Source organism: Thalassotalea euphylliae, from assembly GCF_042682785.1.
Lineage (GTDB): Bacteria > Pseudomonadota > Gammaproteobacteria > Enterobacterales > Alteromonadaceae > Thalassotalea_F > Thalassotalea_F euphylliae.
Genome location: NZ_JBHUIB010000001.1, coordinates 564,353 through 584,482 on the forward strand (window position 1 = coordinate 564,353; position 20,130 = coordinate 584,482).

Here is a 20,130-nt window from a genome sequence, read left to right on the forward strand (position 1 = left end):
TCTCTTATGTTAGAGCGGATTAAAAGTAATTTTACCGAAAGTATTCAAACCAAAATCGCAGCAAGTGAAGCGTTAGCTGGCCCAATTGAACAAGCGGGCATGGTGATGGTACAAGCACTTCTTAACGGTAAAAAAATCCTAAGTTGTGGTAACGGTGGTTCAGCAGGTGATGCACAACACTTCTCTTCAGAGTTATTAAACCGTTACGAAACAGAGCGCCCTAGCCTACCAGCAATCGCATTAACCACTGACAGCTCAACACTAACGTCTATTGCTAACGACTACCACTACGATGAAGTGTTCTCGAAGCAAGTTCGCGCACTAGGCAATGAAGGCGACGTACTCTTGGCTATTTCAACCAGTGGTAACTCAGCAAACGTGATTAAAGCCATTGAGGCTGCTGTAGCGCGCGATATGCCAATTATTGCCTTAACAGGTCGTGATGGTGGTGACATTGCAGGTCTACTTGGTGAGAACGACGTTGAAATTCGTGTTCCATCACCGCGTACAGCGCGCATTCAAGAAGTGCATTTATTAGTGATTCACTGCTTGTGTGAAATTATAGACACCACATTATTCCCACAATCGGAGGAATAAGCGTGAAGTTAGTTAAGCTTGCTGCCATTGCAGCAACAGTAACGGTATTACAAGGCTGTGTTGCTGCTGCAGTAGTTGGTGTTGTTGGTGGCGCCAGCGTAGCGTCAGACAAACGCACCGTAGGTGCACAAATCGACGATCAAAAAATTGAACTCGATGCTTATGCAAAACTTGCTGAGCACGAAGGCATTTCTGACAACACTAATCTACAAATTACCGCAATGAATGGTTCTGTGCTGATTGTAGGCCAAGCGCCGAACAGCTACCTACGCGATGAAGCAATGAAAATCGTGAAAGCGGTACCGGGTGTTGAGCAAATTCATAACCAAATTCGCTTAGGTAACTCAGTGTCTATTGGCACGAAAAGCAACGATGTATGGCTTACGTCAAAAGTAAAAACTGCCCTGTTTGGCAGCGACAACTTAGACGCCACCAATATCAAAGTCGTTACTGAAAACGGCGAGGTATTTTTGATGGGACTTGTCACCCGTGACGAAGCACAAGAAGCGGTAGATATTGCACGTAACGTTGGCGGTGTTAACCGTGTGATTAAAGCATTCGAATACCTGTAATCTACCCTGAGTTGTTTACTCGAAAAACGTCGCTAATTGCGGCGTTTTTTATGTCCGTTTGAATAGACAAACGTACATTTAATAATCTTTATCTCATGCTGATTTTATGTTCAGTTGAAATGAATTGCACCTATAGTCAAGAAAACGACCCAATCGCGCGTTTTTATTCTTAGATAAAAGCTAGCGATTACAATTTTTAATAACACTGGCAATAGGTTAACGGGTTTGTTAAAAATATATCATTCAGAAAAGTGAGCGACAGCACGGTAGAAAAACGCGCGATTTGCTAGCTATAAACATGTTAGGACAACAAAATTATACAAAGGAGTTATTTTTGAAAAAGTTATTAACACTCATGTTCATGTTCGCTGTAGGTTTTGCTCACGCAGACTCATATATTTCTTTACAAAGTGATCAAGGAGATTGGATAGGGTATGGGCAAGAACATGAATTAACTGGTGATTTTAGTATATCCGTTGGAAAAAGTCAGATATCAATAAACCATTCAAGTGGGTTTAGCTTTTTATTTGTCCCTCCTAATGACCGAGAATTAGAACGAGGTGCTTATTTATCGGCTGAAAGAGCACCTTTTAGAGGGCCTTTAAACCCTGGGATGGCAGTAGGGTCTTCAGGTAGAGGTTGTAATAGAATTTCAGGTGAGTTTTATATTTATGAATTAGATTACAGCGGTGAAACTCAAATTTTAGCAATGGACTTTATTCAATATTGCGACTCTAATTCAGCAAAGCTTTCGGGTAGTATACGCATAAATTCTGATGTTCAAACACCATACCCACTCCCATTTCCTATTATCTCAAGTAATTCATTTACAGTAATCGAAGGAAATAGCTTTGTAGTAACAGGCACAAAATCCTTATCTAAAGTAAGCGAAATTGAAAGTTACTTTTGGGAGCAGATAAGTGGTCCAGAAATCAACATAGCTAACGCTGTTAACGAAAGTACCGAGGTAGAGGTGTTAAATGGCGTTGAGCTTGGCGGAGAAGATATTGTTTTAAAGCTAACAGTAAATGATGAGTTGGGTCAATCTGAATCTATTGAACATTCCATTAATGTTAATAGTAAAAGTGATCCTCGCACATATTTTACTATGGATAGCGAAGCTGGAGACTATATTGGCGCTGGTCAAGATTGGTTTTATGACCTTTCAACAAGCTCAATTACAATGTCGAAAAATTATGATAACGGTGTCTCCGTTAGAATATCTGGCAGTGCAAATTGGTCAGCTGATTTTGCTGCTCCTGACGAAGTACAATTGCAAGTTGGAGAGTATGACTACGCAGAAAGGTTTCCCTTTCAAGACGCAGGTACCGCAGGTTTAACTATCTCAGGTAACGGTAGAGGGTGTAATAGAAACTACGGCCGCTTTAATGTCACCAAATTAGTTTGGGAAAACGATCAGCCTAAAGAGTTCAAAGCAAGCTTTGAGCAGCACTGTGAAGGATTGTCAGCGCCTATGTTGTCTGGTGAAGTTGCCGTAAATGCGGTACATGAAAGTGTTCCTGATGCAAATGCAGGTGTTGATATCGAAGTATATGAACACGAAATCGTTAACCTCAATGGATCTGATTCTTTCGATCCTTTAGGTAGTATAGTCATTTATAATTGGACTACAGCAGATGAAACAGTGACTATAAATAACTCTGATGAATCACGCGCTAATTTCATCGCACCATCATTACCAGATAAAGCTGAAAGTAACGAAGTACAAGTGTCGCTATTGGTGACAGATGATGAAGGGTACAAAGCCATTGATAGTGTAAATGTGAGAGTATTGGCTAACAATAGCTCACCTGTAATCACCGATGATAATTTTGAAGTGTTGATTGGTGGGGTTGTGCAATTAACACCACTAAATAATGATGAAGATAGCGACGGCCAAATAATAGTTGATTCTATAGCAGTAATTCAAGAACCTACACATGGTACTTTTACTATTAATTCTCAAGGAGTTATTGAATATTCACATACAGGAAGTTCAGCTGCCGAAGATACGATTACGTATACAGTGAAAGACAATGACGGTGCTACTTCAAATGAAGCTACGATAAAAATACAAATCAAAGAGCAAATCATTTTACCAGAGCCAGAAGTAAAACAATCTTCAGGCGGAGGAGCTATGAATTTCTGGCTAATTCTACTTATATTTGTCTCTTTGAGTTTTCGGATAAAGGCGATTCGAATGATGTCCTAACAAGTTGCTTAAACGGACAATAAATAGCTGGCTTTTGCTCGTTCCTCGTTAATTTTAGCCAGCTATTTTATTGCCGCTTAGCAAAGCGTTAGGTTTTAAAACATGGAACAACCCAAATCAATAAAATTTGCCATATATATTTATTTCATTGCTGTCGCTATAAGCCTTTTGGGAGCCATTCCAAATTATCTTGCCGCTGATCCTAGGCCACCTTTTTTAAGCGTTATCCTAAATTGGCTAGCAATTTATGGTCTGCTTGTTGGTTTGGGATACGCTATTAAAATTGGTAAAAATTGGGCTAGGCACACGAATGCTGTTGTTACTCTTCTGTCACTAGCAACTGTGCTGTTTTTTGGTCCATCTCCATCGCTATCAATTGAAATTAGTCAGCTAATTTTACTGATTAATAACTCTGCCAGCATTTTAGTGGTAGTTTTGTTATACACCAGCACTGCAAATGAATGGTTTAGGGCAGTCAAAACCTAACAAGAGACTATGGACGACAATAGGTCGTCTACTGGCATAAAAAAAGCCAAGCTCTCTCGAAGCTTGGCTGTTTTGTATTTAGAAAGGTAAGTAATTTTTAAAGCTGCTGAATGCGCTTTATTTGCTGCTGAAGCTCGATACGCGCTTCTTTTGACGTCGCTTTAAAGTTATCTAAACCGTTTGGTGGCCACATTAGCGACAGAAGTGTTTTATCTAGCGCTAGGGTCTCGCTGTAAATTTTCTTTAGGCGAGGTTTGTCTCCTGCCGTTTTGTCAATTTTCGCGGCAATAAGGTCTAGAGAAAGTAAGTAGCTTTTCTTCGCTTGCATCACCGCTTTCTTTGCTGCTGGTTCAACTAAGCGAATCCATACGTCATCCAAACGCTCACGACCATATTTGCTGTTCAATAGTGACTGCAAGTAATCATTTGACTCAGTTGCACTAAAGTAACTATGGGTTAACTGCTTTTTATATAGCCATAGCAACATACGCTGAATATCGCCGTTCTCTTTAATAAACTGGCGCTCTGTATCCGATAATGTAGATAGCTGTTTTCTGTCGAGTTGAGCCATTGCATCATATTTAGCTTGATTCGCGATAAACAGATCAGTCAGCTCACGTACAATCGACTCTAAATGATAACCACTAAACGCTGTGCGAGAGTTTTTAGCCACCAGTTGACGTGCATAATTAGAGGTTAAAAAGTAAGGCTCAATACCTTTGAACGATAACGTCGTTTGATACGTTTCTATGTGCTTTGGCATGGTTGCTAGCTTTTGGTCAAGGCTAGCTTTAACAGCTTTTGCGGCCTTCTCACTCTCTTCAATCGTCGCTTTTACTTTTTGACGATCTGCCAAGTAGCGTTTTGCATATGACAATGGTTCGTAGTTAGGTGCAAAAGCAATAGCGCGTTGCAACGTATCATCAGCAATGCCCGACAGATCTCGTGGGTCGGCCATCAAACGCTGTAACGTAGGAAGTAAGTATTCTTTTTCATCGAGTGCTGATGCGTATTTCTCAGGAGAGTACTGATAAAGTTCATCAACCAATTGAATTTGTTCAGATAACTGACCAGCTTCTACCGCCTTTTTATAGCTATCTTCTTTCATTGAGAGCATTAACGAGTCACATCCTGTGAGCATCACTACACTTAATGCTATTGCAAGTAATTTTTTCATGCGTTCCTTTGGAATTCAGCAATTGTTCGACACGTCTTTGCATCGAATAATCGTAAAGCGCCTATCATAAACATAATTGTAACTTTCTGCGGTCCAACCTTTATATTTTTTGTTTGTGCGGTTAGATAAAGTCGCCGAATAATAAAGAATATTAGTCTAAATGTTTAGTTGTTTTAGCAATAATTTGTTTCAATTTATAAACATTTACCGAATGAAAGACAAAAAAATCCCGCATAAAGCGGGACTCTTCTAAAAACGTGGCTTATTCAGCTACCGGCTCAGCTTCTTCTTCAGATGCAGCGACTGGTGCAGACAAGTAAATTTCACGGATGCGACCTTCAATTTCTTTAGCCACTTCTGGGTGCTCTTTCATGTACTTGGTAGCATTTGCCTTACCTTGACCAATACGGTCGCCGTTGTAGCTGTACCATGCACCTGCTTTTTCAACCATTTTGTTTTGAACACCAAGGTCAATAAGCTCACCGTAGTTGTTAATACCTTCACCGTAAAGGATTTGGAATTCCACTTGCTTAAACGGTGGTGCGATTTTGTTTTTAACCACTTTAACGCGTGTTTCGTTACCGACAATTTCATCACCGTTTTTAACAGCACCGATACGGCGGATGTCTAAACGTACTGACGCGTAGAATTTAAGTGCGTTACCACCTGTTGTGGTTTCAGGGTTACCAAACATAACACCAATTTTCATACGGATTTGGTTAATGAAGATCATCATAGTATTTGATTGCTTCAAGTTAGCCGTAAGCTTACGCATTGCTTGTGAAAGCATACGTGCTTGAAGACCCATGTGTGAATCACCCATGTCACCTTCAATTTCCGCTTTCGGCGTTAATGCAGCTACCGAGTCAACTACGATAACGTCAACCGCACCAGAGCGCGTTAGCATGTCACAGATTTCTAGTGCTTGTTCACCTGTATCTGGTTGAGATACAAGTAACTCATTAATATTTACACCTAGCTTTTCTGCGTAAATTGGGTCAAGCGCGTGTTCAGCATCAACGAACGCACATACCTTACCGTTACGCTGTGCTTCAGCAATAACTTCTAATGTTAACGTTGTTTTACCACTTGATTCAGGACCGTAGATTTCAACCACACGACCCATTGGTAAGCCGCCCGCACCTAGTGCGATATCTAAGCCCAAAGAGCCTGTTGAAATAGTTTCAACGTCCATGCTGCGGTTTTCACCTAACTTCATGATTGAGCCTTTACCGAACTGACGTTCAATTTGGCTTAATGCAGCAGAGAGTGCTTTTTCTTTATTCTGGTCCATTTATCGCTCCGAGAAACTGTTTGACTAATCTTGTTAAGTTGGAAACAAGTATACTGTCCATTCATACAGTATCAAGTATTTTTTTCAATTATTACTTATTAAAATCTTTTTTAACCTTTAACCTTTTGTTTTTGATATGCATTTTTACCAAATGTATTTTTAACTATTTTCTTTTCGAGGGCAAAAAACAGCATTTATCCAGTAATTTACTCAGTACTTTTACAGTAAATTTTTTACAGCTTTCAATGGCGATTTTTGACATAATGCCGCATTGATTTTTGTTTCAACAATAATAATTTCCAGCTATGACACCAGCCAGTCCCGATCATGCGTCTCACACGCCAATGATGCGTCAATACCTCACCATTAAAGCGGAATTTCCACATATCCTATTGTTCTATCGCATGGGTGATTTTTATGAGTTGTTTTATGATGACGCCAAACGTGCGGCAGATTTATTAGATATATCACTGACTGCACGCGGAAAGTCAGGCGGCAACGCTATACCCATGGCCGGTGTCCCCTATCATGCTGTTGAAACATACTTAGCGAAACTTGTACAACTTGGGGAATCAGTCGCTATTTGTGAACAGGTGGGTGACCCTGCTACCAGCAAAGGCCCCGTAGAACGCAAAGTGGTAAAAATTGTCACGCCTGGTACGGTAAGTGATGAGGCGTTGCTAACAGAACGTCAAGACAACCTTATTGTCGCAGTGTCTGAATCGAGTGCAGGTTTTGGTTTAGCATACTTGGATATGACAAGTGGTCGTTTTGTATTAACCGAGCCGCGCACAGAAGAGCAACTACAAGCTGAATTGCAACGATTGTCACCAGCAGAACTGTTATACCCAGAGCACTTTTGCAAGCCTGATATGTTGGATAACTACAAAGGCTTGCGTCGCCGCCCTGAGTGGGAATACGATTTAGAAACCGCTAAATCGATACTTAATAAGCAGTTTAGAACAAAAGAATTAACAGGTTTTGGTGTTGACGAATACACCAAAGGACTAACGGCAGCAGGATGTTTGCTCAGTTATGTGCATGACAGTCAGCGCACGGCATTGCCGCATATCCGTTCAATTGTCGCAGAGTCTGCACAAACGGGTGTTGTGCTTGATGCGGCAACGCGTCGTAATTTAGAGTTAACGCAAAACCTTCAAGGCGGCGCAGAAAACACCTTAGCGTCAGTACTTGATAAATCAGCAACAGCAATGGGGTCTCGCCTATTAAAGCGCTGGTTACATTTCCCGTTACGCGATTTAAGCGTACTTAATTATCGCCAAAATGCCATTAGTAGTATTCTCGATCAGGAACTTTATGGTGAATTAAAAGATACATTAAAGTTGATTGGCGATATTGAACGTATTGTGGCTCGAATCGCGTTGCGTTCGGCTAGACCCCGTGACTTTGCTCGTTTACGCAATGCGTTACATCAATTACCAGAGCTACAAGACATTTTGCAATCAGGCAATTCTGATGCGCTAAACCAACTTGCGAGCGAAGCCAAACCGATGCCTGATATGGCGGACTTGTTGTCACGCGCCATTATCGACAACCCTCCTGCATTGATTCGCGATGGTGGTGTCATTGCGCCAGGTTACCACAGTGAACTAGATACACTGCGCGACCTTAGCCAAGGAGCAACAAACTTCTTAAACGAAATAGAAGAACGTGAAAAAGAGCGCACAGGTATTCAAACACTGAAAGTGGGATATAACAAAGTGCACGGTTTCTTTATTGAAGTCAGTAAAGCATCGTCTTCTCAAGTACCTGATGAGTATATCCGCAGACAAACCCTGAAAAATAATGAGCGCTACATTACCGAAGAGTTAAAGGCGCATGAAGAAACAGTTCTTACCGCCCAAAGCCGCTTTTTAGCACTAGAAAAACGCCTTTACGATGAACTGTTTGATTTGGTAATGCCTCACTTGCCTGAGCTGCAAACCATGGCTGATGCTATTGCACAGCTTGATGTACTCAACACCTTTGCCGAGCGTGCAGAAGCATTGAATTACGTTAAACCTAACCTGCTTCAAGACAAAGGTATTAGTATCGAGCAAGGACGTCACCCTGTGGTCGAACAAATGACAACCGATGCGTTTATTGCTAACCCTGTCGTGCTAGATAGCAGTCGCGAAATGCTTATCATCACAGGCCCTAATATGGGTGGTAAGTCGACTTACATGCGTCAAACCGCACTTATTGTGCTATTGGCGCACGTAGGCTGTTTTGTGCCTGCAACACAAGCAGACATTGGTTTAGTAGATAGAATTTTCACCCGAATTGGCGCTTCTGATGACTTAGCCAGCGGGCGTTCTACCTTTATGGTTGAAATGACTGAGACCGCTAATATTCTCCATAATGCCACTGACCGAAGTTTAGTGCTGCTTGATGAGATTGGTCGTGGCACAAGTACATACGATGGCCTGTCATTGGCTTGGGCGGTAGCTGAAATGCTTGCCCTTAAAACTAAAGCCTTTACCTTATTTGCCAGCCATTACTTTGAATTAACACTACTTGCTGAGCAAATTAGTACACTGGCGAATGTGCATTTAGATGCCGTTGAACATGACGACAACATTATCTTCATGCATGCTGTCCAAGAAGGTGCGGCGAGCAAGTCTTTCGGCTTACAAGTCGCGCAATTAGCAGGTATTCCTAAGCATGTGATTAATCGTGCAAAGCAAAGATTAAGCGAGCTAGAGACTCAGCAAGCACCAACGGTTGCAACTAAGCCACAAGCATTTGAGCAACTAGCACTTATGGACACTGAACATCCAGCTGTGGCTGAATTGAAAACGATAGATGTCGACAACTTAACACCAAAAATGGCGTTAGATTTGTTGTATCAGTTAAAAGGCACAGTGTAGCAGAGGCCATATTTATCAGCGCTTTTCATATATTAAGTTTTATTAACTGACAATGTAGCGAGTCCATTACACACTTGGTTACGTAACTCATTGAGGTGCTCTAAGCATCCATACACTATTGTTAACTACATAGCGTTTACGTAATCAAGGGGAAGCGAATGGCCTTACGAATAATATCAGTTGCTGTTATAGCATTGCTAAGTACTTTGTCTTTTAGTGCAACATCAGGACAACTAACCCGTTGCGATACTGAAAGCTGTGTCGCCTATTTCGACAAGTTTGTTGTCGGTGCTAAGCGCGGAAACGCACAAGCGATGGCGACGTTGGGGCAATTTTATTACTTTGGCTATGGCACAAATGTTGACCATGAAAAAGCAGTAGGACTCTTCAAGAAAGCTGCACGCCTCGGCAATGTTGCCGCAATGTACCGACTAGGCTTGTACTATCTTGGCGATAATCCAGATAAAGACTTACCACGTGGACTGAAGCATTTAGAAAAAGCCTCTTTCCATGGCCATGAAGAATCTACATTTTTATTGGCTATCGCTTATCTTAGTGATGAATTTGGCGCAACAGATAAAGAAAAAGCCGATAAGTATCTCTCGAAAGCTTACCAAAATAGGCATCAAAAAATACCAGCAGTTGTTGATATGATCGCTGCAAAAGAAAAGATTTCAACGTCTAACTACCCAAGACTATACAACTCTATGGATTACTATCCTTTAGTCAAAACCGATAACAACAAGAGCAAATGGGCACATGACGATATCGAAGTGATAACCGTTGTTTCGCCACCGCTCACTGAAATACTGGATGATCAAGCACTAGCATTTCGTCGACCTGCAAAAACAACAGGGAGCAGATTACCTTCGCTTCCTTGTCGATTGCTCCCCAACTGTCAGAGCGCAGATAACCTCCAAGATATTGAAGATATGGTTAATTTTGCCAGCAAATAAACTAATATTAAGATTTATTAACTGACATTGATGATCAAATATACGAGGATAGGTAAGTATGCTCGTATATTGGATGAAGGACATCATCATGAAGCTTTTGTGTCGCTTAGTATTAATAGCCGCCGCGATATCGGCAAGCAGCGCGGCGTTTGCGGCAAAAATTGAACCATGCGACACAGAAGAGTGCGTCACCTATTTTAAAAAGTTTAAAACGGGTGCGAACCGCGGCAGTGCTGATGCAATGGCTACGCTAGGTCAGTTTTACTATTTTGGTTACGGAACTGAGCCAGATATAGAGAAAGCCTTCTATTACCTTAAACGCTCTGCCCGTTTAGGTAATTTAGCCGCACTCTATAAATTGGGGCTTTTCTATCTCAGCGATAAGGAGCATCAAGACTTAAACAAAGGACTTCGCTACTTAGAAAAGTCAGCGTTTCGACATTATCGCAGTGCGACCTTTTTACTCGGTATTACCTACTACAACAAAGACTTTGGTGCATTTAATCAGGAAAAAGCCGACATATATCTAGCGAAAGCTTACGAGCAACGTCATCACGATATGCCTACAGTTATCGACTATATTCAAGAGCGAGAAGAGATTACGCCAGATAAGTTTCCACTATTGCATAAAGCGTTAACTAAGACCCCATTAGCAAAACAAAATAATATTAGCGAATGGCCTAGCGACGAAGTTGAAGTAATTACCGTGACTTCAATGCCTTTAAAGGCTGCTTTAGATCAGCAGATTATATCGTTTAGAAAACCCGCAAAATCATTAGGCTCACGATTACCAACAAAGTCATGTCAGGACAGCATGGGTTGTTATGTCACTTGGGGAATAGATGGTCTAAACGACTTCCCTTTCTTAACAATCAACTAATCGAGTTTTGTTAAGCGAATGATACGGTTGGCAACAGCTTGCCTTTCAAGATAGACACAATCTACCTGAGGAGCGTTGACGAGGTAAACACATGGTGTTTGTTCCTCAGTTATCAACTGACGCGTGGTCAGGTCATAGCGACTCAGCAAACCCAAGTCTAGAGTGAGTAATTTGTCACTAACAACTTGCCACTGCATATTGAACAAATCGATATCAGTCACGAGCTCAGGTTCACCACTTTTAGACATTCGCCAAAGACCATTTTCTTTCTCATAAGTAAAATAAAGTTCGCCATTGGATACCTGCATGCTATTTACACCGATAACCCTTTTGCTGGAAGCCTGTTTGCCAATATCTGCCACCTGATATAGCGGCTGCCCGTCCTCGTATACCAGCAGCCACAACTGCTCGCCAAAGAATACGGGGGATTCAGCATTCTTAATTACGTGATGTTTGATGTATTGGCCAGATTCATTCAAAGAAAACACGCTCACATCGCCTGATATGGTTAACGCTATTGACTGCATTGATGTAGAAACAGAAAAATCACTAATAGAAAGGTTGTCGCTAAAATAAGTCAGTTGCCGATGCGTGTTTCCATCAAATAACCATAATTGAGACAAGCCCGACTCGGCCGACACATAGAGCCAGCTCTTATCACCGAATGACTTCATAAGCTCCGCATTACCGTCTTGGATGGTCAATATAGGCACGGTCGCTGATTCACTGTGGCTATATAACGTTGAGGCACCATACTGCCCCTCTAACACGAAGTAACCATTCTCGAATATCACAGGTTGATAGACTGCGGATGTAAATGCGACATTAATGGGTAGGGTTTGGTCACTTTGCAAAGAGACTGATACAAGGTTACCAAACTCATTGAAGTAACTTATTTCGCTATCTGATAGTGTCAGTTGATAAATAGAATGCGGCAGTGAGCCTAGCCAAACTGGCTGGGTAAAGTTATCGGTTTCATAGATTTCGATTTTGGTTCCACTCCACCCTTCTGTGGACAAAACAGCAATGAGCGCGCCGTTTGGTGACGAAGCGAGTTGATAAGCAGCTGACAAGCTCGATTGAGCCAAAACATCACTGCGTTCACCGGAGGAGATATCTATAAATTCAATAAATTGTTCACCAGTGGTGACATCACTAACCAAGGCAACCAATTGTTGTCCCCTTGACAGGGCGACATCTAGAATACGTTTTCCTTGCTGACATTCTCTCAGGGTATTCGCTTGCAACTTAGCACCTAACGACACGATAGAAAGTTCGCATTTTTCTGTATTCGTACTTTCTTGGATAACAACGACTTGTTCTTTTGATACCCAGATAGGGTTCGTGATATTGGCGTTTTTTGACTTGAAGACGCTGGCCCTGCCAGATGCCATATTTTTCACCTTCAAATGCCAATTCTCTTCGGAGAGCGCTCTCGCTGAGTAAGCAAGTAACTGGCCATCATAACGAGGAGCAAGATCTTGCTTCTGCGTTTGTTTGTCAATCACAGTAGACGTTAAAAAGCGCTCCATTGGCTCGTCAGTTTGAAAGAAAAAAATAGCTACAATTGATAAAAAAATAACGATAGCAACGAGCCAAGTAAGGTAATTAAAGTTGTCGACTACGACAGCCTCTTCTCGCGAAGCCGCCACTATTTCCGGTTGGTACTGTCCAATATATTGATAGCCTTGTCTGGGAATTGTCTTGATAACGCTTTTCCCTTGGCCACAATCGAGCTTTTTGCGGAGCGAAGATAACACTCGCGCAAGTGAGTGGTCCATTACGACCGCTGTCGGCCATAACGACAATAGTTCGGCTTTACTTAGGATGTGTTCTCGATTATCAATCAGGTGCGAAAGTACTTTGAACTCCAAGTTGTCCAAAGCGCGCTCTACTTGTTGCTCACCAACATATAGTTTTGCTTGCTGTGGTTCAAAAACAATGTTTGAAGAAAGCAAGTAACGTGACATAACTACCTTGATTACTTATTTCAGTCCATTACGTCTAGTTTTATACTAGATAACCGTTTCGGTAAATTGATATTTATTAATATCGCCTGTATGCCTCTGATTTAAAGGAAATAAAAAATGAACTATTGGTTATTTAAAACCGAACCAGATGAATTTTCTATTGATGATTTAGCCAAAGTAGATGAAGAAGGCGAGTGCTGGGAAGGTATTCGAAATTACCAAGCGCGCAACTTTTTACGAGACAAAGTAGCAGTTGGCGACAAGGTATTTATTTACCATTCAAGCTGCAAAAATGTCGGCATTGCCGGTATTGCCGAAGTTGTAAAATCAGCTTTTCCAGATCCCTTCCAGTTTAATCCTGAAAGTAAGTATTATGATCCGAAGTCGACACCAGAAAATCCAAGGTGGATCGCGGTTAACGTTAAGTTTGTGGAAAAGTTCAACGACATTATTCCATTGGCTCGCTTAAAAAAAATGCCAGAACTGGCTGATATGGTCATGGTACAAAAAGGCGGAAGACTCTCTATTCAGCCGGTGGATGAAAAGCATTGGTTGGCGATAAATGCTATCAAAGGCGCGTAAACTGTCAGTAATTAAAGGTGTGACAAATCGATTATAGGGTTATGATGGATCCAGCCTTGTCGACTGAGTGACTAAACAGTATACCTATGACCATTAAATTACCGATTACCGTTTCAGCCGAAGAGCAAGTATCTGAGCAATTCGACTTAAATAAGCAGATCTTGGAGCGCATTGAAGCTTGGGCAAACTTTGAAACGATGAAGGCTAATTGGTTCGAAGATGAAGATTATAATATTCGTTGCCAGTTTACCCTGATCTCACAGCATACATTTGATGAAAAATTTAGGGCACTCGATTCAACTGACTGGAGCGTTGATACCGACAAATGTACTGCTGTAAAACTAGGTGATATTGCTCAAAAGCAGCATGTTTTTATCACGATTACGGACGAGCTAAACGCAGCAATCGAGCAAGCAGGGACGTGGATAGGATCGAATGTTCAAGCTAACGTGCAGCAACTTATTCGCCAATGGTTGCTCGTGCTTGCCGATAAATACCAATTTGACGCTATTGATTAGGTAACTATACATGCCACTACAATGCGCGTTTGTTTTTAAACTTCTCCGCTACGACTGCTTTTTGGTAGGCCATCAATACGTTGAAGCTTTCAATTGTCGATTGTTCAATGGGTGAATACGCACTGATATCTCTCAACCATTCGATATTGTATGGACATTTATCGATAAGCAATTTCACTGCGTCAATTTGCGATTGAAAATCGCCCTGATATAACCGAAACAACGCCTCTGCAAATGTGGTTGGTGTCACACAATATAGCTCATGACCGGATGAGTTAAGGTAGCCATCTTCAAAGCCAGACATTGCCAGTAGTCTTTGAGGTTTAGGTAGATGGATATTAATATCGCCTTTATTTAAGAGACGTCCTGATTTCTGTTTAAATCCCTTCTTCACAAAGAAATCCACCATGTATTTTCTCTGCCCTGGCGACAATACATCATAGTCATTACGAACAAACCAGTTGTCATCATAAATAGTAATTAGCGGTAGCTCTGCAACAGCATAAAGATGTTTGTCTTTATTCAACGTTTCTATGGCAATCAAGTCGTGTTCCATCGGTTTACTCATAATAAATTAGTTACGTATATTCACTCTGAAAAGCTCAAGTTAGCTACAAGCGCTTTGCCGAATGTATTGCCTAAGAGTGACTTTACTCGCTTCCTCCCAATGAAAGACTAACAAATCAGTTACAAACACCTAGCCATGATCATTAGTTTGACTGTAAAGCCCGCCTTTGCTTGAGCTTATTGATTATTAAAGTAAAAGTTCTAATTTGTATAGAGTGCACCAAAAATGGTGTTCATTCACGTTTACAGTAAAGCACTAAATAACATGTTTTTGGTTACTATTTAGACACAACTTGCTTTACTTCATGTGTTCTCGCCCTATAATTGCGGCCGATTTTTGCACATCCATCCATTTTCATATAGAGGTTGTAATGAAAAAAGTACTAAGTGCATTTGTATTAGTTGCCGCGGCGACTAGCGCTCAAGCATCTTCATCAAACGTTCAAATCATCGCAAAAAATGCGTCTGTCGAAACTAACCTGTGTGTTATCGCTGCACAAAAAGGTATAGAAGCGGCAACGGCTTACGCGGTAAAAAACGACGTTAAAGCGCGTAGCTTTGAAAGTACACAATGTAACGGTGAAAACATCAAATCATTTGCTGACGCATTTAAAGCAGATGAAACAACTGCAAACAAGGCAATAGAGGTGGTTCCGGGCAACCAATCACTAGAAAGCCAGCTTTGTTTAAAAGCCGTAAACGAGGGTGTTCGCGCAGTAGGCCACAAATCAAATTCGTTGAAATGTAATGGTCTTTCTGTGGAAAGCTTTGTTAAAGCAGTGAAAAACTCGTAAGAAAAGTAGCAAAGAAATACTGTAGAAGGTCAGCCATTTGCTGGCCTTTTTTAATGTGTCATCAAAATTTAGGCACAAAAAAACCAGCATTTCGCTGGTTTTGTTTTATCTTATTTTTGGAAAAAATAAGATAATGGTACCGGAGGACGGACTTGAACCGTCACGCCCGCAAAGGCAACGGATTTTGAATTGTTTGCAAGGCGTTTAATATCCATAAATATACATAGATATTAATAAGTTACAACCTCATGACGCGACGGATATCGATTAAAAACAATCCATATCCGTTGATTATGTCACGCATAGAATAAGCACATCAAAAGCTTCTACAATCTGTTTAAAAGGTTTTGAATAGATAACCCTAAGGCTCTTCCTAACAGAGGCGGTACAGCATTACCTACCTGCGTATACTGAGGCACTTCAAACTTTCGCATCTGCCCTCCTGTTGTTACTTTAGATCGAAACACAAAACTATCAGGAAATGACTGTATTCTTGCCATTTCACGTACAGTCAATGTCCGTAACTCATCATGGTGGTAATGGCAAGCATCATCGGGGATTGATAACGCCGCTGGCGCAGGTGAGTGTGCATCTAGCGCTTTCTGGGTTTGCTTTTTGGTCATGTGGCGTGAAAGAAAATCTAAAAACTCTCTTTTCGTCTCAAATTGAATATATGTACCATCTTCAATTAGATAATCATGTTCACGGAAAGCATTCCAAGCTTCATCACTAATGATACCTAAAGCCCCTCTTAATACAGAACGAACTTCTTTAGCCAATCCATTTCCAACCTGTTGCATCACTTGATATAGCCTAAAACGGCGCTGAACAAGCTCTCCATTAGCTCGTTCTTCATGGTTAGTTAAGGCATCTCTATTGATTAAATTCCCATGCCCCAGAATTTCAGCAGTGTTTAGAACATGTTCTGACGGCTCAGCGAGTTCTCCATTAAACCGCAAATCATCTATAGCTTCCGCAACAGTAACGTGTTCGACTGGAGCAATAACAACATTAGCTAAAAACGAATTGGTAAATAGTTCTAGGTCACTTTCATTTACTACGTCGTGATAGTTTAATAACTCTATCCCAGGATTATTACCGTCTTGAACCGATTGAAAAAACTCTAGGGAACTTTCAAATAATCGCTGTTCTGCATCGTTAAAGGTTGGAGCTAATTGCTCGTATATGTCATGCCTAACAGCAATCATAATGAATCGAGGTCGATTCTGCGGAACCCCTGCAAAACGAGCGTTAACATGGAGGCATAATGGCACATAACCAATTTCACTGAATGCTTTAGATACCTCTACCCATGCATGATACTTTTCACCATCCTGCTCGAAAGCTCGCAATATACCAGTAACATTTTCTAAAATTGCAAATTTAGGCCGAACCTGATTAACAAACTGCGCAAACTCCCAAGGAAGTGAGTTCTTATCACAATCTCTATTCCGAAGCCCCGCCATGCTAAAGCTTTGACATGGTGGTCCACCTGACACAAAGTCTAATGAGCCTTGCCCATAAGCATTGGCCAATTGTTCTGTGATGTCAGGGTTAGATCTTAAAAACTGATTTAAGTGGATAATATTGGCAACTACTAACTTACCATTTAGGTTGTCATCAACTATATCAGTGTGATGATTACTGCTATTTAGCTCGGGGTAAGTTCTAGGGTCTTCCCGCAATCTCAACTTTAAATTCGAGACTGAATATTGACTAGATAACCATTTAATTCTTTCAGGTATTAAACCATCGACTTCTAAATCTTCATTAAAGAAATTATAAGCAAATGTTTGCGCAGGCATAGGCGACAACTCATTCGCCATGATCATATTTGCCCCATCTATCGACTCTAAGCCTAAAGACAAACCACCGCATCCGGCAAATAACTCTATATAATTCAATTCAGTAAAAACCTAGTGTTAATTGTTGGCGTCAATTTTAATTATTTTGCTGAGAAAAGTCCAGGACTGTTGTCATCAATTAAAATTTTTCCAAAGTATATCAACTCAAATGATTGACCACTATCTTTTTATACAGTAGTCTAATTCCTGATAGGTCGAAAGCCTTCAATCCATTGAGATTGTAAAGCCCTGAGAAACTTTTTGTGGAGGGCGCGTTGAGCACAAAACATTTGTCACAATAGGAATTAGAATGAAAAAGCTATCCACGTATAAAAAAGAAGCTAAAACTTTTCAAAAAAAGCACTCCCTAAAATTACATCAAGCACAATTACTTATTGCTCAAGAATATGGTTTTAATGATTGGCCAGAGCTTGTGCGTGCTTGCGAAAATCAAGCTATCGAAGATACCACGTCGCAGCAAGTAGATATGTTCGCTGTAAAGGCTATCGCTATTGAAGATTCAATTGAGCCTGATACCTCTGATGATTGCTCAGTAGAAAGTGAACGTGAAGAGGATCTGACCTTTGAAGTAAAAGAGCGTGTATTAAATAATAAGCGAAAGCTTGTATCTATCGGGCAAGACTTCGCTACATTTGAGCCTACCGCTACAGGGTTAAAGAAATCTATTCTGGACGCCACACAACCCGTGCGCACGTTGTTTAGCGAAGCAGGATTCCATGATTACGAGTCTCAGGGGCAAGGTCCAGAAAATAAAGTGATGAAGAAAGCCATCTTCATTTCTAAGGATAAAGTTACAGAGACAGTCGTTAGCCTTTACCGCCCAAATACTAAAATGGGTGACCCTAGAATGTGGTTCCGAGGTTTAGGCAAATTCGCAGAAGCTGGCGCTCAAGTATCACTGAGTATTGCTGGCGATGACGTTCTTTTGATCAATCTCAGCAACGTTGACTTGAATGAAAGCAATAGCCAAGTTATTGCAAAACTGCTTGAATTGATTCCAAGTGATAGCTCTGTCGCTGACGAGTTATTAGATAAACTAAAAATACTGGCTAGAGGAGAGCCTCTAAGAGCAACCGTAAAAGGTTCTACAGCTGTTGGTAGGGCTATTGAAACCGCTCTTGGTATTAACATCAATAGTAGTAAGGAGCCTGACTATAAGGGAATTGAATTAAAATCAGGTAGAGGCACCAAGAACCGAACTACTCTCTTCGCACAAGTAGCGGATTGGAAAATAAGCCCACTTAAAAAGAGTGCTGAAATACTAGACCAATTTGGCTATTACCGCGATGAAGACTTCAAACTCTACTGTACTCTCTCTACGAAAAAGCCTAACAGTCAAGGGCTTCAGTTTGTTTACGATGAAAAGTCCGATTTATTAACTGAAACAAATGTAGATTTTGGTGACGTTGCTGTGTGGCCAGGAAAGCTATTGAGATCTCGCTTGCTTGAGAAGCACAAAGAAACTTTCTGGGTTCAAGTAGAAAGCATTGATATTGACGGTGTAGAACACTTCAAGCTTATATCTGTTACCCATACAAAAAACCCGATGAGCAACCAACTCATGCCTTTACTGAGGGATGGAATCATTACTATGGACCATCTAATTAAACGTCGTGCTAAAGATGGGCGAGTTAGTGAAAAAGGTCCACTGTTCAAAATAAATAAGAAAGATCTATCTTTACTGTTTCCTGAGCCAGAAACTTATAGCTTGCTTTAATTTCAGCAAAGTCACATGCCTTCACTTCTTGTTAACTAGCGAAAGTGAAGGCTTTTTTAATAACTAAGCAGTAGCCCATCCAAGTTCGACTAGAACTAACCAAACACATCTTACAGATAGCTGAGCGTCTTCTTCTGATGGTGGACGTAATCCTTTCTTAAATTGCTCATTAGGTTTACCTCTTGGATGAAATCGATTTACTAATCTACCAGCCCAAGAAATCATATTTTCTAACTGTTTGTCCTGCTGTTTAACATACCCTTCAATAGCTTTCCCAAGGTCTTTCTCACGGTTTCCACATAAGTCACCGAATACAACAGACAGCGCATCCCTACAGCGATCAACAACATCAGTAGGGCTTAATCGATTTATACTATTTTCCAATTTGTCTAACGCTGTCTTTAACGCAGGTAAAACGTCAATATTAATTACTCCTTCGTTCAAGCTTGGCAATTCACCAAAAGAGCGATGAGATTTAAGGGTTACAATTGGGACACCTGTAATTGATGTTTCTATGCTAATTATTTTCCAGATTGAAAGAAATGGCTCCTTCCCAAGTGCAACATCTGGATAATGCACAGCTTGTCTTAATTGATTTAAAGGGTCTTTCTGGTAGGTAGTTAAACGTTCTCTTTGAGCAAAACCACCTCTGCACTGAATTTTTTCGAGATCATTCCGTTTATTATCCTGCAAGTACCATTCGTCTTCACTTTCGGCAGCATAAAAACAACCTCGCTTAATACGAGTTATGGGATCGAAAAAGTCTTCTTTGAATATGTAAAATGGAAGTGAACCAAAATCCTTGTCGAATGATTCAGGATCAAACCCCTCGCCTATAAAACGATATGGAAGTAATATTGAACTTTCAACACGCACACCATGACTTCTATCACCCTGATATATATCTCCAGTATACTTGGCTATACCAATATAATTATCCAAATTAAACTCCGTTAGTGTTTTGACAAGCCCAATATTAAAATAATTATTATAACCACCCCCATACTCTTGTGACACACAAATCCTAAAACCAATGAAACATAAGACTTGGCAATAAACCATCAGACGATCAA

The 20,130-nt window shown here is 40.8% G+C and carries 17 protein-coding genes; 11 read left to right on the forward strand and 6 right to left on the reverse strand.

Annotated features, from left to right (window positions below):
* Positions 1-6 precede the first annotated feature (6 nt).
* The 4 genes from ACFSJY_RS02545 (at position 7) to ACFSJY_RS02560 (ending at position 3,867) form a co-directional block, all read left to right on the forward strand.
* Positions 7-597: a phosphoheptose isomerase gene (locus ACFSJY_RS02545; protein ID WP_386030777.1), complete on the forward strand. Its 591-nt coding sequence runs from the start codon at positions 7-9 to the stop codon at positions 595-597.
* Between the two features lie 2 nt (positions 598-599).
* A complete protein-coding gene (dolP, locus tag ACFSJY_RS02550) occupies positions 600-1,169 on the forward strand; it encodes a division/outer membrane stress-associated lipid-binding lipoprotein (protein ID WP_386030779.1) in 570 nt (189 codons plus the stop codon).
* A gap of 334 nt (positions 1,170-1,503) precedes the next feature.
* Positions 1,504-3,381: an Ig-like domain-containing protein gene (locus tag ACFSJY_RS02555; RefSeq protein ID WP_386030781.1), complete on the forward strand. Its 1,878-nt coding sequence runs from the start codon at positions 1,504-1,506 to the stop codon at positions 3,379-3,381.
* A gap of 102 nt (positions 3,382-3,483) precedes the next feature.
* Positions 3,484-3,867, forward strand: coding sequence for a hypothetical protein (locus ACFSJY_RS02560; RefSeq protein ID WP_386030783.1), 384 nt, complete (start codon positions 3,484-3,486; stop codon positions 3,865-3,867).
* A 97-nt stretch (positions 3,868-3,964) separates the two neighbouring features.
* Here the strand turns inward: ACFSJY_RS02560 and ACFSJY_RS02565 are convergent, their stop codons facing one another.
* The gene (locus tag ACFSJY_RS02565) at positions 3,965-5,044 is read right to left on the reverse strand and encodes a hypothetical protein (protein ID WP_386030785.1); all 1,080 of its coding nucleotides are present in this window, start codon (positions 5,042-5,044) and stop codon (positions 3,965-3,967) included.
* 262 nt (positions 5,045-5,306) lie between these two features.
* Positions 5,307-6,338 (reverse strand): recombinase RecA, encoded by a 1,032-nt coding sequence (recA, locus tag ACFSJY_RS02570; RefSeq protein WP_386030787.1) that lies wholly within the window; start codon positions 6,336-6,338, stop codon positions 5,307-5,309.
* Between the two features lie 305 nt (positions 6,339-6,643).
* Here recA and mutS point away from each other — a divergent pair, with 305 nt between their 5' ends.
* From mutS to ACFSJY_RS02585, 3 genes are all read left to right on the forward strand, one after another.
* The gene (gene mutS, locus ACFSJY_RS02575) at positions 6,644-9,208 is read left to right on the forward strand and encodes a DNA mismatch repair protein MutS (RefSeq protein WP_386030790.1); all 2,565 of its coding nucleotides are present in this window, start codon (positions 6,644-6,646) and stop codon (positions 9,206-9,208) included.
* Between the two features lie 158 nt (positions 9,209-9,366).
* Complete coding sequence (locus ACFSJY_RS02580; RefSeq protein WP_386030792.1) at positions 9,367-10,164, forward strand: tetratricopeptide repeat protein; 798 nt, start codon at positions 9,367-9,369, stop codon at positions 10,162-10,164.
* 58 nt (positions 10,165-10,222) lie between these two features.
* Positions 10,223-11,044: a tetratricopeptide repeat protein gene (locus ACFSJY_RS02585; protein ID WP_386030794.1), complete on the forward strand. Its 822-nt coding sequence runs from the start codon at positions 10,223-10,225 to the stop codon at positions 11,042-11,044.
* On the opposite strand, the gene ACFSJY_RS02590 is transcribed toward ACFSJY_RS02585, so the two are convergent.
* Positions 11,041-13,014, reverse strand: a complete 1,974-nt coding sequence (locus tag ACFSJY_RS02590; RefSeq protein WP_386030796.1) for a winged helix-turn-helix domain-containing protein — start codon at positions 13,012-13,014, stop codon at positions 11,041-11,043. The two genes, ACFSJY_RS02585 and ACFSJY_RS02590, sit on opposite strands and share 4 nt — an antisense overlap.
* A 117-nt stretch (positions 13,015-13,131) precedes the next feature.
* Between ACFSJY_RS02590 and ACFSJY_RS02595 the strand changes: the two genes are divergently transcribed.
* Positions 13,132-13,596 (forward strand): EVE domain-containing protein, encoded by a 465-nt coding sequence (locus tag ACFSJY_RS02595; RefSeq protein ID WP_386030798.1) that lies wholly within the window; start codon positions 13,132-13,134, stop codon positions 13,594-13,596.
* Positions 13,597-13,682: 86 nt separating this feature from the next.
* On the forward strand, positions 13,683-14,114 hold the full coding sequence (locus tag ACFSJY_RS02600) for a hypothetical protein (RefSeq protein ID WP_386030800.1): 432 nt from the start codon (positions 13,683-13,685) through the stop codon (positions 14,112-14,114).
* 16 nt (positions 14,115-14,130) lie between these two features.
* Here the strand turns inward: ACFSJY_RS02600 and ACFSJY_RS02605 are convergent, their stop codons facing one another.
* Positions 14,131-14,682 (reverse strand): hypothetical protein, encoded by a 552-nt coding sequence (locus tag ACFSJY_RS02605; protein ID WP_386030802.1) that lies wholly within the window; start codon positions 14,680-14,682, stop codon positions 14,131-14,133.
* A gap of 370 nt (positions 14,683-15,052) precedes the next feature.
* Between ACFSJY_RS02605 and ACFSJY_RS02610 the strand changes: the two genes are divergently transcribed.
* Positions 15,053-15,475 (forward strand): hypothetical protein, encoded by a 423-nt coding sequence (locus ACFSJY_RS02610; RefSeq protein WP_386030804.1) that lies wholly within the window; start codon positions 15,053-15,055, stop codon positions 15,473-15,475.
* Positions 15,476-15,801: 326 nt separating this feature from the next.
* Here the strand turns inward: ACFSJY_RS02610 and ACFSJY_RS02615 are convergent, their stop codons facing one another.
* Positions 15,802-17,379, reverse strand: coding sequence for a DNA cytosine methyltransferase (locus ACFSJY_RS02615; protein WP_386030806.1), 1,578 nt, complete (start codon positions 17,377-17,379; stop codon positions 15,802-15,804).
* 250 nt (positions 17,380-17,629) lie between these two features.
* Between ACFSJY_RS02615 and ACFSJY_RS02620 the strand changes: the two genes are divergently transcribed.
* On the forward strand, positions 17,630-19,057 hold the full coding sequence (locus ACFSJY_RS02620; protein ID WP_386030808.1) for an MvaI/BcnI family restriction endonuclease: 1,428 nt from the start codon (positions 17,630-17,632) through the stop codon (positions 19,055-19,057).
* Positions 19,058-19,120: 63 nt separating this feature from the next.
* Here ACFSJY_RS02620 and ACFSJY_RS02625 read toward each other — a convergent pair whose 3' ends face one another.
* Positions 19,121-20,074: a hypothetical protein gene (locus ACFSJY_RS02625; protein ID WP_386030810.1), complete on the reverse strand. Its 954-nt coding sequence runs from the start codon at positions 20,072-20,074 to the stop codon at positions 19,121-19,123.
* Positions 20,075-20,130 lie beyond the last annotated feature (56 nt).

What these genes read in the sequence shown, in the direction of transcription:
- ACFSJY_RS02545 (WP_386030777.1), top strand. Translation starts at nt 7, where the DNA reads ATGTTAGAGCGGATTAAAAGTAATTTTACCGAAAGTATTCAAACCAAA.
- ACFSJY_RS02560 (WP_386030783.1), top strand. Translation starts at nt 3,484, where the DNA reads ATGGAACAACCCAAATCAATAAAATTTGCCATATATATTTATTTCATT.
- ACFSJY_RS02565 (WP_386030785.1), bottom strand. Translation starts at nt 5,044, where the DNA reads ATGAAAAAATTACTTGCAATAGCATTAAGTGTAGTGATGCTCACAGGA.
- recA (WP_386030787.1), bottom strand. Translation starts at nt 6,338, where the DNA reads ATGGACCAGAATAAAGAAAAAGCACTCTCTGCTGCATTAAGCCAAATT.
- mutS (WP_386030790.1), top strand. Translation starts at nt 6,644, where the DNA reads ATGACACCAGCCAGTCCCGATCATGCGTCTCACACGCCAATGATGCGT.
- ACFSJY_RS02580 (WP_386030792.1), top strand. Translation starts at nt 9,367, where the DNA reads ATGGCCTTACGAATAATATCAGTTGCTGTTATAGCATTGCTAAGTACT.
- ACFSJY_RS02585 (WP_386030794.1), top strand. Translation starts at nt 10,223, where the DNA reads ATGCTCGTATATTGGATGAAGGACATCATCATGAAGCTTTTGTGTCGC.
- ACFSJY_RS02590 (WP_386030796.1), bottom strand. Translation starts at nt 13,014, where the DNA reads ATGTCACGTTACTTGCTTTCTTCAAACATTGTTTTTGAACCACAGCAA.
- ACFSJY_RS02595 (WP_386030798.1), top strand. Translation starts at nt 13,132, where the DNA reads ATGAACTATTGGTTATTTAAAACCGAACCAGATGAATTTTCTATTGAT.
- ACFSJY_RS02600 (WP_386030800.1), top strand. Translation starts at nt 13,683, where the DNA reads ATGACCATTAAATTACCGATTACCGTTTCAGCCGAAGAGCAAGTATCT.
- ACFSJY_RS02605 (WP_386030802.1), bottom strand. Translation starts at nt 14,682, where the DNA reads ATGAGTAAACCGATGGAACACGACTTGATTGCCATAGAAACGTTGAAT.
- ACFSJY_RS02610 (WP_386030804.1), top strand. Translation starts at nt 15,053, where the DNA reads ATGAAAAAAGTACTAAGTGCATTTGTATTAGTTGCCGCGGCGACTAGC.
- ACFSJY_RS02620 (WP_386030808.1), top strand. Translation starts at nt 17,630, where the DNA reads ATGAAAAAGCTATCCACGTATAAAAAAGAAGCTAAAACTTTTCAAAAA.